General features: G+C 69.6%; 11 protein-coding genes. 8 read left to right on the forward strand and 3 right to left on the reverse strand.

Annotated features, from left to right (window positions below):
- The first annotated feature begins 6 nt into the window (after nucleotides 1-6).
- Nucleotides 7-648 carry an MBL fold metallo-hydrolase gene (locus J7656_RS14720; RefSeq protein ID WP_017342017.1) on the forward strand — a complete coding sequence of 214 codons (642 nt, stop codon included), beginning with the start codon at nucleotides 7-9 and terminating at the stop codon, nucleotides 646-648.
- Between the two features lie 246 nt (nucleotides 649-894).
- On the opposite strand, the gene J7656_RS14725 is transcribed toward J7656_RS14720, so the two are convergent.
- Together J7656_RS14725 and J7656_RS14730 are read right to left on the reverse strand one after the other, a co-directional pair.
- Entirely contained in the window at nucleotides 895-1,044 is a 150-nt protein-coding gene (locus J7656_RS14725; RefSeq protein WP_017342016.1) for a 50S ribosomal protein L40e, read from the reverse strand.
- A 97-nt stretch (nucleotides 1,045-1,141) separates the two neighbouring features.
- Complete coding sequence (locus tag J7656_RS14730; protein ID WP_006111654.1) at nucleotides 1,142-1,411, reverse strand: thioredoxin family protein; 270 nt, start codon at nucleotides 1,409-1,411, stop codon at nucleotides 1,142-1,144.
- Between the two features lie 152 nt (nucleotides 1,412-1,563).
- On the opposite strand from J7656_RS14730, the gene J7656_RS14735 reads away from it, so the two are divergent.
- The 3 genes from J7656_RS14735 (at nucleotide 1,564) to hisE (ending at nucleotide 2,783) form a co-directional block, all read left to right on the forward strand.
- Complete coding sequence (locus tag J7656_RS14735) at nucleotides 1,564-1,725, forward strand: preprotein translocase subunit Sec61beta (protein WP_004598786.1); 162 nt, start codon at nucleotides 1,564-1,566, stop codon at nucleotides 1,723-1,725.
- 120 nt (nucleotides 1,726-1,845) lie between these two features.
- On the forward strand, nucleotides 1,846-2,439 hold the full coding sequence (gene pdxT / locus J7656_RS14740; protein WP_017342015.1) for a pyridoxal 5'-phosphate synthase glutaminase subunit PdxT: 594 nt from the start codon (nucleotides 1,846-1,848) through the stop codon (nucleotides 2,437-2,439).
- Nucleotides 2,436-2,783 carry a phosphoribosyl-ATP diphosphatase gene (gene hisE, locus J7656_RS14745; RefSeq protein ID WP_017342014.1) on the forward strand — a complete coding sequence of 116 codons (348 nt, stop codon included), beginning with the start codon at nucleotides 2,436-2,438 and terminating at the stop codon, nucleotides 2,781-2,783. The genes pdxT and hisE overlap by 4 nt, the downstream gene beginning before the upstream one ends.
- 6 nt (nucleotides 2,784-2,789) lie before the next feature.
- Here the strand turns inward: hisE and J7656_RS14750 are convergent, their stop codons facing one another.
- Entirely contained in the window at nucleotides 2,790-3,188 is a 399-nt protein-coding gene (locus tag J7656_RS14750) for an SHOCT domain-containing protein (RefSeq protein ID WP_017342013.1), read from the reverse strand.
- Between the two features lie 635 nt (nucleotides 3,189-3,823).
- Between J7656_RS14750 and J7656_RS14755 the strand changes: the two genes are divergently transcribed.
- The 4 genes from J7656_RS14755 to J7656_RS14770 all read left to right on the forward strand — a co-directional run bounded on the left by J7656_RS14755 (nucleotide 3,824) and on the right by J7656_RS14770 (nucleotide 12,764).
- Nucleotides 3,824-6,124, forward strand: coding sequence for a hypothetical protein (locus J7656_RS14755; RefSeq protein ID WP_211553702.1), 2,301 nt, complete (start codon nucleotides 3,824-3,826; stop codon nucleotides 6,122-6,124).
- A gap of 105 nt (nucleotides 6,125-6,229) precedes the next feature.
- Nucleotides 6,230-8,962 (forward strand): leucine--tRNA ligase, encoded by a 2,733-nt coding sequence (leuS, locus tag J7656_RS14760; protein WP_211553703.1) that lies wholly within the window; start codon nucleotides 6,230-6,232, stop codon nucleotides 8,960-8,962.
- A 70-nt stretch (nucleotides 8,963-9,032) separates the two neighbouring features.
- Nucleotides 9,033-10,439 (forward strand): kynureninase, encoded by a 1,407-nt coding sequence (gene kynU / locus J7656_RS14765; RefSeq protein WP_211553704.1) that lies wholly within the window; start codon nucleotides 9,033-9,035, stop codon nucleotides 10,437-10,439.
- Between the two features lie 57 nt (nucleotides 10,440-10,496).
- Nucleotides 10,497-12,764 (forward strand): PAS domain-containing sensor histidine kinase, encoded by a 2,268-nt coding sequence (locus J7656_RS14770; RefSeq protein ID WP_017342009.1) that lies wholly within the window; start codon nucleotides 10,497-10,499, stop codon nucleotides 12,762-12,764.
- Nucleotides 12,765-12,813: the final 49 nt, after the last annotated feature.

Below are 12,813 nucleotides of genomic sequence, written 5' to 3' on the forward strand. Positions count from 1 at the left end.
ACGGGCATGGAGCCGATCACCGTCACCGCGGACGCGGAGGAGTTCACCTGCAACGCGTACCTCGTCGTCGGGGACGCGACGACGCTCGTCGACGCGGGAACGATGCCCGGCGTGGACGAGGTCATCGCCGACGCGCTCGACGACGCCGGCGTCGACGGCCTTGACCGCCTCGTCGTGACCCACCAGCACCACGACCACGTGGGCGAGCTCGACGCCGTGGTCGACCGCTTCGACCCCCGAGTGTTCGCGTACGCCGACCATCCGCGCCGCGACGTCGCGCTCGAAGACGGCGACGAGATACTCGTTGGCAGCGAGGCCTGCGAGGTCGTCCACACGCCGGGGCACGCCGACGACCACGTCTCGCTCGTCGGCGAGGAGCGGCTCTACTCCGGCGACGTCGTCGTCTACAACGACGGTGCCTTCGACGACGGCTCGTTCGGCCGCACCGACATGGCCGGCCAGTCGCGCGAGCGCCTGATCGAGAGCCTTCACGAGATTCTCGACCGCATGCCTGACACCAGGGAAGCCATGTTCCCCGGCCACGGCGACGTCTACCGCGCCGCCGACGGGCCGGACACCGTCCGCGAGGTGATCGAGCGCGCGACGGAGCGCGCCGAGCGCCGCGAGCCGAAGTATCCCGACGAGTGAGCGGGAGCTCTTTTTAAAAGCGGACGACGGCGAGACCGACCGCCCACGTCGGCGCGTGCCGATGAGCGCCCGCAGGGCGCGAGTCGCACGCGCGAGGGAGTCGCGAGCGCTTTTAAGCGCGAGCGACGAGGCTGGGGAGGCGTGAGGCCCACGCGCGGCTGGCCGTCGAAGCGAGCCACACGCGCGGCTGGCCGGCAAAGAGAGAATTCGCGAGAAGGGCCGAACCCGGCCCCGAAGCCGACCGGATTACGCGGCGCGGCGCTCGGTCGCCTTCGGGCGGAGGTTGGTGTAGCCGCACTTGCGGCAGCGCTCGGCCTCGGAGGCGTTGCGGGCGTTACAGCGCATACAGATCTGTCGGTCGAGCATGCGACGTTCGGCGGCGTCGAAACTGGCCATACGACTACTGGACGGGCGGTGCTGTAAAAGGTTGCGAGACGCCGCGGCGGCCGCGGGAAGAACGGGTGCGAGCGAGAGCTCGCGTCAGGCGTCCGCTTTAGGCGCCCGCTTCTGAGAGGGCGGCCTCGATGTCCTCGCGCTGCGTGACGCCGACGAAGCGGTCGACGACGCCGTCGTCGTTCTCGACGATGAGCGTCGGGAGCGAGCGGACCTGGTACTGGTTCGCGACGTCCTGCTCCTCGTCGACGTCGACCTTCTGGAGCTCGAACGCGTCGCCGAGGTCCTCCTGAATCTCCTCCAGGATGGGGTCTTGGGTCTTACACGGGCCGCACCACTCGGCGTGGAAATCCAGCAGTCGAACGGTCATAGTCGGCGTCAACTATCGCCGGCCCGCGCATAAGGGTTTCCCACTCGTGTGTGCGCGCGGTCATCGCGGTCCACCAACGGCGCGTCAAAGGCGGTCGTTACGCGCGAGCGGCGAACGAAACGTTTAGAACCCGTCGCCGCCCAGAACCGGACATGAGTGGCTCCAACTCCGGCGGGCTGATGTCCAGCGCGGGACTGGTCCGCTACTTCGAGAACGAGGACCGGAACGCCATCGCGATCGACCCCAAGACGGTCGTCGCGTTCTGCGTCCTCTTCGGCGTGTTCGTCCAGATTCTGTCGCTGACCGTCGCGTAGGCGCTCGACGCGCCGCCCTCGTTTTGCCGACGCGCAACCGCCCTTTTAGCGACGCATCGGCCGTGACCCGACCGACCGCGTAGCGCGCCCTTTTTCCACGCGCCCGCCCCACCGATCCGTATGAAAGCAGGCGTCATCGCCGTTCAGGGCGACGTGGCCGAACACGCCGCCGCCGTCCGCAACGCCGCGGCCGCCCACGACGAGTCCGCCGAGGTCGTCGAGGTCCGGGACGCGGGGATCGTCCCCGACTGCGACGTCCTCCTCATGCCGGGCGGGGAGTCGACCACCATCTCGCGGCTGATCCACCGCGAGGGGATCGCCCCCGAGATCGAGGCACACGCCGCGAGCGGAAAGCCCGTCCTCGCGACCTGTGCCGGGCTCATCGTCTGCTCGACCGACGCGAAGGACGAGCGGGTCGAGCCGCTGGGGCTGGTCGACGTCTCCGTCGACCGCAACGCGTTCGGGCGACAGAAGGACTCCTTCGAGGCGAAGGTCCCGGTCGCCGGGCTCGACGACCCCTTCCACGCCGTGTTCATCCGCGCGCCCGCCATCGACGACGTGGGCGCGGGCGTGGAGACGCTCGCGACGGTCGACGGGCGTCCGGTCGCGGTGCGTGACGGCCCGGTCGTCGCCACCGCGTTCCACCCGGAGCTCACCGACGACCCGCGGATCCACGACCTCGCCTTCTTCCCCGAGCGGGAGGTGGTCGCGTGAGCGAGCCGACTGAGGGCGACGGTCCGGGTCTCGAACCCGACGAGGACCCGAACATCCCGTCCGAGGCCGTCCTCGACGAGCTGTTCGCCACCATCGAATCGCGGAAGGAAGAGCTCCCGGAGGGGTCGTACACGGCCTCCCTCTTCACCCACGAGAAGGGCGAGAACGCCGTCTTAGAGAAGATCGGCGAGGAGACGACGGAGGCGATCCTCGCGGCGAAGGACGACGACCGCGAGGAGCTCACCTACGAGAGCGCCGACCTCGTCTACCATCTGCTCGTGTTATTCGCGATGAAGGACCTCGACGTCGACGACCTCCGCGAGGAGCTTCGGGACCGTTTTTAAACTCCCTCAGCGCTCGCGTTCGAGTTCGCGGTCGATGTCGTCGACCTCCTCGGTCTCCAGCTCCTCGCCGATGCGGCGCTCGAACTCCGCCTCGCTGATCTGCCCCTCGACGTACTGCTGGCGGAGTCGGTCCTGTCGGCTGGTCCCGGTGTCGGCCGAGGTCGACGACGACCCGATCGAGTCGAGCGAACCGGAACCCGTCGAGCCCCCGTCGTCACCGAGGAGCCACGAGCCGGCTTTATAAGCGACGTAGACGATTCCGGCGAGGACTGCCAGGGAGACGATCCCGGAGACGATCGCCGACACGAGCCCCAGGATCGCCGAAACCACGCTCACGACGATGCTGACCCCGATCAACACCGCGATCGCGATCGCCGCGTAGTAGAGGGCCTGCTTCCCGTCCATGCCCCCGAGTCGGGCTGCCGGCCGCAAATACCTTCTCCCCGGATCCGCCGCGACCCGATTCGGGAGCGGTCGTCGTCAGAACGATCGGTCGCTACAGGGGCCGCTTTGACCGATTTTGGGAGTGGGTGTAGTACGTCGCGGGTGAGGCCATTTATGACGCGGATAGCGGTGTTGCTGTCGGCTGTTTATAAATGATCGACGCTGCTGAGATGGCGATCTCCAAAGCCCCAGTCGCGAGGCGGGCGCACGCTCGCTGTGCTCCTCACTCGGTCGCTACCGCTCCCTCGTTGCGGTGCTTACGTCGCCTGCGGCCGCCTCGCGACTGCCCCTTTGAGTCCCTCCCGCACCGCTCAGCACCGGAGCCTCACACCTCCCCAGCCTCGCGGTTCGCGCTCTCTGAGCGCTCACCGCGTCCCTCGCGGGCTGGCTCGCGGCCGCCGGTGGCGGCCGCTCGCAGGCGCGCCACCGCCTGCGATTTATAAGCGATCGTAGCCGTCGCTCACGTCTATTTAAATACCACACTGCGGCCGCCGATCTGCGATACTCACTCCCGCTATGAGACGTGACAGACGAGCGGATCGAACGGCGCGCAGGCGGCAGAAGGGTTATTCCTCCGGCTCTCATCGCCACAGAGGATGGATCGGGCACCCGACAAGCGCGACGGCGAGAACGAGACCGATCCGGACGACGCGTTCGACGGAGCGAGCGCGAACCGCGTCGACCGTCGGACTCGCGTCGACCGCCGGACCGTCCTGGGCGCGCTCGCGGGCGCCGGGAGCGCCGCGGTCGCCGGCTGCTCCGGCTCAAAACCGGACGACGCCGCGACGAGCGACCTCGACCCGGACCGGCTCGACGAGCTCGCGGCGCGGTTCGCGCCGACGCTGTACTTCGACGCCGCCGAGCCGTGGTTCCCGACGGATCCGCGCCCGTACACGGTCGAGGAGGACGGCGAGACGGTCGTCGACGGCTTCGAGGCGTTCGACGGCTACCACGAGCGGTACGACGAGGCGGGCGAGCCGCCGAACCCGACGGTGTTCTACAACGGGATGCGCTACGAGGACTCCCCGCTCGCGGTCGTCCAGTTCTGGTTCTACTCGGCGTTCGACCAGTTCACCGCGAACTTCCACTGGCACGACTGGGAGGTGCTCCACGTCTTCGTCGACCTCGACACGGGCGACCCCCAGCTGTACGTCGCCAGCTCCCACTCCCGGAGCGTCCCGAACAACGAGTTCCTCGATCCGGACCCGGACGTCGTCCCGCGGATCTTACCCGAACTCGGCTCCCACTCCAGCACGCTCTCGGTCAACGAACAGGCGGACACCTTCCAGCGCGTCGGCGAGGAGGGGCTCCTCGCCGACATCACGAACACGACGATCGACACGGTCGAGGACCTCCTCGGGATCCCGATCGCCTACGGGCTCCCGCGCGACGAGGGCGCCCGGCTCCCCTTCGTCGTCCCCGAGTACGAGGGCGAACCGATCTACGACCACCCCGACCTCCCCTCGGTCACCGAGGAGTCGCTGGTCGACGGCGCCCTCACGATCCGCTCGCTCGACGCGCTGCGGTCGCCGCCGACCGACCTCCCGCTCCGGGAGACCGGGATCGCCTACCGGTACGGCGACCGGGAGGACCCGATCGCGGACGAGACCGCGGACGAGGTCGTCGAGTACGACCTCGTCGAGAGCGCCGAGTTAGAGGAGATCTCGGCGTTCACCGGCCCGCAGCTCAGCTTCGAGTTCGCGGTCCCACAGGCGGTCGAGGACGCCGTCGCGAGCCACATCACGACCACCGGCGTCCCGTGGGAGCAGCCCCGCTACGAGAACCCCGCGCTCGACGTCACCGCCGGGAACCACCGATCCGAGCTGGCGGCCCGGTACGACGCGATCGCCGAGGACCCGTCGTTCGGCGACGGCGCCGCCGAGTCGCTCGACGCCGTCGTCGCGCGCGTCACGCAGGCGACCGAGAGCGACGAGGCGCCCGACGGCGAGGGGCTGACGACGACCGACGCGGGCGTCGAGTCGTTCGTCCTGATCGAGAGCGACCCCGAGGCGGTCCCGACGTTCGCCGGCGGCGTCGCCGTCGCGAACGGCGTCCCCGAGGGGGACCACCGGCTCACGGTGAACGGCGCCGGGCGGACCCCACACAGCGAGACCCTGACCGTCTCGGCGGACGAGCCGGTGACGGCCGCCGGCGCCGACGGCGAGATCCCGCTCGTCGCCCGCGAGAACGCGCGGAAGGTGGAGCTGTCGGACGCGGAGAGCGACGTCGACCTGACCCGGACCGCGGTCGAGGACGACTTCGCCGGGCGGATCTACGACTCCGCGATCGACGGCAGCGACGCGGTCTACGTCCACGCCGGGGGCGCGTACACGACCGAGGTCCGCGACGCCGACGACGAGGTCGGCGCGTACCGCGTCAACCCGGACCCGGCGGCCTCCGGCAGCGACGACGGAGACGACTCCGGCGAGACCGAGGACCCGATCCGGATCGAGCGCCCCGAGACGGGCGCGGCCCCGCTCGCCGGCTACGTCGCCGACGTGGCCGAGGAGACGCGCGCAGCGGTCGCGGCCGCAGCGGCGGAGGACGACGGCGACGGGAGCGACGACGGCGACGATGACGACGACTCCGGCGGCGGAAGCGGGGCGGGCGGCGGAGGCGGCTCCGGCGGCGGGCCGTCGAACGCGGTCAACGGGCTCGAACGGGCGCTGGCCGCCGCGGTCGACCAAGCGGAGCGGGCCGAGGAGCGCGCCCGCGAGGGCGACCGCGAGGGCACGAATCGACAGCTGGCGAACGTGCTCGACCGGATCGCGCGGATCGAAGAGCGGCTCGCGGCCGCGCGGGCCGGGCTCCCGCCCGGGCTCGCGAACGCGACCGGAAAGCGGATCGAACAGGCGACCAAGCGCGTCGAGCAGGCGCGGAACTCCGAGAAGCTGTAGGCGACAGCGGGCTCGACGCCGTTACGGCCCGCGGGGCCGCGTGTCACGGCCCACCACTGGATGGAAAGCTATACGACGCCGAGCCGACCACGGATATATAAGCAGATGTCTCAGGAGGGATACGACCACGCGACGGTCGAGGAACGCTGGCAGGAGGCGTGGGACGACGCTGACGTCTACCACGTCCCGGACGAGGCCTCGGACCCGACGTACGTCCTCGGGATGTACCCGTACCCGTCCGGGAAGCTCCACATGGGCCACGTCCGCAACTACACCATCACGGACGCGTACGCCCGCTACCGGCGGATGCGCGGCGACGACGTGCTCCACCCGATGGGGTGGGACGCGTTCGGGCTGCCGGCCGAGAACGCCGCAAAGGAGCGCGACACCAACCCCCGCGACTGGACGTTCGACTGCATCGACACGATGAAAGGGCAGATGAAGTCGATGGGGTTCGGCTACGACTGGGACCGCGAGGTCACCACCTGTACCCCCGAGTACTACCGGTGGAACCAGTGGCTGTTCCGCCGCTTCCACGAGGCCGGCCTCGTGGAGCGCCGCGACGCCGAGGTGAACTGGTGTCCCTCCTGCGAGACCGTCCTCGCCGACGAGCAGGTCGAGGGCGACGCGGAGCTGTGCTGGCGCTGTGACACCCCCGTCGAGACCCGCGAGCTCGACCAGTGGTTCCTGAAGATAACCGAGTACGCCGACGAGCTGCTGGAGGCCATCGACGAGCTGGAGGGGTGGCCGAACTCGGTCCGACAGATGCAGCGCAACTGGATCGGGCGACAGCACGGCAGCGAAGTCGACTTCGAGATCGGCGAGGCGCGGAGCGCCTCGGACGGACGCGGCGAGGGGACCGAGCCGCGGGAGTACGGACCCGTCACCGCGTTCACGACCCGGATCGACACCGTCCACGGGGCGACGTTCTTCGCGCTCGCGCCGGACCATCCGATAAGCGAGGAGCTGGCCGCCGAGGACGACGACGTTCGGCGGTTCATCGAGGAGGAAGCCGATCCCGAGGGCGACGAGCCGAACGGCGTCGCGACCGACCTCACCGCCACCAACCCCGCCACGGGCGAGGAGATCCCCGTCTTCGTCGCCGACTTCGTCCTCTCGGACGTGGGGACCGGCGCGCTGATGGCGGTGCCCGGCCACGACGAGCGGGACCACGCGTTCGCGGAGAAGATGGGTGTCGACATCGAGCCCGTCGTCGCACCGGAACCGGACGATTGGGACGGCGAAACGGTCCCGGAGCCCCCCGACGTGAGGGAGGCGGCGTTCACCGACGACGGAGTCCTCATTAACTCCGGCGAGTACAGCGGCCTTGACAGCGAGACGGCCCGCGAGCGACTCACCGAAGACATCGAGAGCGCGGCGGAGAGCACCCAGTACCAGCTGCGCGACTGGGGGATCTCCCGGCAGCGCTACTGGGGGACGCCGATCCCGATGGTCCACTGCGACGACTGCGGCGCCGTGCCGGTGCCCGACGAGGACCTGCCCGTCGAGCTGCCGGCGTTCATCAACACGACGGGGAACCCGCTGGACGCCGCCGACGAGTGGCAGGAGACGACCTGTCCGGAGTGCGGCGGGCCCGCGACCCGCGAGACCGACACGATGGACACGTTCGTCGACTCCTCGTGGTACTTCCTGCGGTACGTCTCGCCGGACATGGAAGAGGCCCCGTTCGACCTCGACCGCGCGAACGACTGGATGCCGGTCGACCAGTACGTCGGCGGCATCGAGCACGCCGTGATGCACCTGCTGTACTCCCGGTTCTTCACGAAGGTACTGGCCGACGAGGAGGAGTTAGAGCACCGCGAGCCGTTCACGAACCTGCTGGCGCAGGGGATGGTCCAGCTGGAGGGCGAGAAGATGTCCAAATCGAAGGGGAACGTCGTCTCGCCGCAGCGCATCGTCGACGAGTACGGCGCCGACACGGCGCGGCTGTTCATGATGCAGGCCGCCCAGCCCGAGCGCGACTTCGACTGGTCCGAGGAGGGCGTCAGGTCAACCCACCGGTTCCTGACCCGCCTCAACGACCTCGTCGAGGCGTACGCGGCGGGCGACGTGGCGACCGCCGGCGACGGCGACGCCGAGGCGGCCGACCGCGACGAGATCGACGACTACGTGGCAGACGAGACGGACGCCGCGGTCGCCATCGCGGGCGCGGAGTACGACGACCTCACCTTCAACGTCGCGCTCCGCGAGGCGCAGGACCTCGTGGGGACGCTCCGGAGCTACCGCGAGTACGCCGAGCCGCACCCGGCCGTCTTCGAGCGCGGGGTCGACGTCGCGGTGCGCCTGCTCGCGCCGGTCGCGCCGCACCTCGCCGAGGAGCTGTGGGAGACGCTCGGCCGCGACGGGTTCGTCGCCGAGGCCGACTGGCCGACGGCGAGCGTCGACCGCGACACCGTCGAGCGCCGGCGCCGACTGGTCGCGAACACCCGCGAGGACGTGCGCGACATCGTCGACGTCGCCGGCATCGACGACCCCGAGCGGATCGACGTGGTCGTCGCGCCCGACTGGAAGTACGACGCGCTGTCGATCGCGATCGATAGCGACGCAGACAACCTCATCTCCGAGCTGATGGGCGAGAGCCACATCCGCGAGCAGGGCGACGCCGCCGCGTCGTACGGGCAAGACCTCCAGGCGAACCGCGAAGCGTTACAGGAGACCCTCGGCGGCGATGCCGAGTACGACGCCCTGCGGGCGGCCGCGTGGCTGATAGAGCGTGAGTTCGACGCGCCGGTCCGCGTCGAGCGCGCCGCCGACGCCGACGAGAGCGTCGTCAGCAAGGCGGAGCCGGGCCGCCCCGCCATCGACATCGTCGAGTAACGCTCGGTCGGCTCTTTTAACCGCCGCCCGGCCCCGGAAACGCTTAGTCGCCGGCGCGGCGCCCTCGTGTATGGACGACCCGTACTCCCCCGCGCGGGACGCGCTCGCGGGCGAGGGGCTCGGCGACGAGGAGAGTTCCGACCCCGCGGTCCTCGCCGCGCGCCTCGACGACGCCGACCCGCTCTCGGAGTTCGCGGACCGGTACCACGTTCCGGACGACGCCCTCTACATGGACGGCAACTCGCTCGGCCCCGCGAGCGACACCGCCCTCGCGAGCCTCGACCGCGTGGTCGACGAGTGGCGCGACCTGCTGATCTCGGGGTGGACCGACGCCGAGCCGCCGTGGTTCGAGGTCGCCGAGCGGCTCGGCGACGCGCTCGCGCCGCTGGTGGGTGCCGAGTCCGACGAAGTCGTCGTCGGCAACTCGATCACGGTGAACATCCACACGCTCGTCGGCACCTTCCTCGACGAGTTGTTGGCCGGGAACGGGCCGGAGCGGGAGGGGTTCGCGGCCGCGGACGGCGAGTGGGCGCCGAGCGGCGACCCCGACACCGACCCCGCCGTCCTCGTCAACGAGCTCGACTTCCCCTCAGACCACTACGCGATCCGGGCGCAGCTCCGTCAGCGCGGGATCGACCCCGACGAGAAGCTCCGCGTCGTTCCGAGCCGCGACGGGCGCACGATCGACCCCCGCGACGTCGAGGCCGCGCTGGCGGCCCACGACGATATCGGGATCGTCTGGATGCCGACCGCGCTGTACCGCTCGGGCCAGCTGTTCGACGTCGAGCGGATCGCGGCGGCCGCCCACGAGGCGGGCGCGTACGCCGGCTTCGACGCGGCCCACTCCGCGGGCGCCGTCCCGCACGAGTTCGACGAGGCGGGCGTCGACTTCGCGGTCTGGTGCACGTACAAGTACCTCAACGCCGGCCCCGGGTCGATCGGCGCGCTGTTCGTCGCGGAGCGGCACCACGGGCTCACGCCCGCGCTGGCGGGCTGGTGGGGCCACGAGAAGGCGACGCAGTTCGAGATGAACATGACCTACACGCCGGCCGACTCCGCGGGCGCGTGGCAGATCGGCACGCCGCCGCTGCTCTCGGCCGCGCCGCTGGAGGGGTCCGTCGAACTCCTCCGCGAGGCCGGAATCGAGCGCCTGCGCGAGAAGTCGCTCGCGCTCACGGACTTCCTCATCGCGCTCGTCGACGACCGGCTCCCCGAGGTCGCTGTCGGGACCCCCCGCGATCACGCGTCCCGTGGCGGCCACGTCGCACTCGAACACCCGGACGCGGAGCGGCTGAGCGAGGCGCTCAAAGACCGGGGCGTCGTCGTCGACTTCCGCCCGCCCAACGTGGTCCGCGTCTGTCCCGCCGCGCCGTACACCTCCTTTGCCGACGTGCTGGAAGTCGTCGACGAGATCGAGGCGATCCTCGACAGCGGCGCGCACGAGAAGTACGCGACGAACGAGGGGGGCGTGACGTAGCGGGGGCGAGACCCCCGGATCGGAATCGATTATATATCGGCTGTCTAACTATGACGCATGGAGAATCGAAAGGGACCGCCCTCCGAGTCCGGGCCCGATCTCGCGGTCGGGAACGAAGACAGGAGCGTCTACGAGACGGTCTTCTGTGAGATGGAAGACGCCGTCTTTCTGATCGACGTCGAAGACCGAGACGAGGGGTACACTTTTCGCTTCCGGCGGACGAACGCGTCGCACCAGCGACTCACCGGAATTTCGCTGGAAGAGATCCGCGGCAAGACGCCGCGGGAACTGCTGGGCGACGAGCAGGGGGCGTCGGTCGCAGAGAACTACCGCCGCTGCGTCGAGGCTCGCGAGACGATCGAGTACGAGGAGGCGCTCGCGCTGCCGGAGGGGCCGAAGGAGTGGCAGACGCGGCTGAGCCCGGTCGTCGAGGACGGGTCGGTGACGCGGGTCGTCGGCGTCGCCCGCGACGTGACGGAACAGAAGGAGCGGGAGCGAACGGTCCAACGGATCAAAGACCGGCTCGAACTCGCGGTCGAGGGGGCGCAGATCGGGGTCTGGGACTGGGACATGACCACGGACGAGGTCGAGTTCAACGACCAGTGGGCGGCGATGCTGGGCCACTCGCCCGACGAGATCGAACCGCGCCTCGACGCGTGGGAGCGGCGCGTCCACCCCGACGACCTCGCGGCGGTCGAAGACGCCCTGTCTGAACACATGGCGGGCGAGACGGAGTACTACGACACGGAACACCGGATGCGAACCGCAGCGGGCGAGTGGAAGTGGATCCGCGACATCGGAAAGGTCGTCGAGCGGGACGGCGACGGGGAGCCGGTCCGCGCGGTCGGCATCCACCTCGACGTCCACGAGCAGAAGCGCCGAGAGGCGGAGCTGGAGCGGACGCGAACCCTCATCGAGCGGACCCAAGAGAGCGCGTCGATCGGCTGGTGGGAGGTCGACCTGGTCGACGAGTCGCTCACGTGGAGCGACGAGGTGTACCGGATCCACGAGGTGCCGACCGACGAGACGGTCGAACTGGAAGACGGAATAGAGTTCTATCACCCGGACGACCGGGACGCGATCGAACGGGCGTTCGAGCGGCTGACGGAGGAGGGCGAGTCGTACGACCTCGAACTGCGGATCGTCACGGCGACCGGACGAACCCGGTGGGTCAGGGCGATCGGCGATCCGCAGTTCGACGACGCGGGGGAGGTCGTCGGGGCGCTCGGACTGTTTCAAGACATCACCGAGCGGAAGCGGTACGAGATGGCCCTCGAGTCGACGCGCGAGGAGCTGCGGACGGTCATCGACCTCGTGCCGGACCTCGTGTTCGTGAAGAACCGCGATGGCGAGTACCTCCTGGCGAACGAGGCGACCGCGGCGGCGTACGGGCTGTCGCCCGAGGAGGTCGAGGGGCGGTCCGAGGGAGAGATCATTCCGGACGCCGACGACTCCGACGCGTTCCGACAGGACGACTTGGAGGTGATCGAGTCGGGCGAACCGAAGAACGTCGGCGAGGAGACGCTAACCACGGCGGCCGGAGAGACGCGCATCCTCCAGACGACGAAGATCCCCTACCAGATCGCCGAAACGGGCGAAGACGCCGTGTTGGGATACGCCCGCGACGTGACTGACCTCAAGCGGTACGAGCAGACGCTCGAAGAGCAGCGGGACACCCTCATGCTGCTCAACCAAGTCGTGCGCCACGACATCCGGAACCAGCTGATGGTCGTCCAGTCGTACACCGAACTGCTCGAGGACTCGCTGCCGGACGACCAGAGCCGGACGTACGCGCGGACGGTCATCGGGGCGGCGAAGCAGGCGGCCGACATCACGGAGACCGCCAGGGACGTCACGGACGTGTTGCTACAGGTCGGCACCGACCAGGAGCCGGTCGATCTCCGCACCGAACTCAACCAGCAGATCGAACGGGTCCGATCCGAGAAAGACCGCGCGACGGTCACGGTGAACGGATCGATCCCGGACGTGACGGTGTTGGCCGACGGCCTGCTGGAGGGGGTGTTCCGGAACCTGCTGACGAACGCGGTCGTCCACAACGACAAGCAGGTGGCCGAGATCACGGTTTCGACCAGTTTGTCGGACGACGCGGTGTGCGTCTCGATCGCCGACAACGGGCCCGGAATCCCGGACGATCACAAAGAGCAGATCTTTCAGGAGGGCGAGAAGGGACTGGAGAGCGGCGGAACCGGGATCGGCCTGTACCTCGTCAAGACGCTCGTCAACAGGTACGACGGCGACGTGTGGATCGAGGACAACGAGCCGACCGGGAGCGTGTTCGTCGTCGAACTTCCCCTCGCCGACTGAGCGCGAAACGGGCCGGGCGGGGGCGGCCGAGACCCGGTAGCACTCGGGC

The sequence above is a fragment of the Halorubrum ruber genome, from assembly GCF_018228765.1.
Taxonomy (GTDB): domain Archaea; phylum Halobacteriota; class Halobacteria; order Halobacteriales; family Haloferacaceae; genus Halorubrum; species Halorubrum ruber.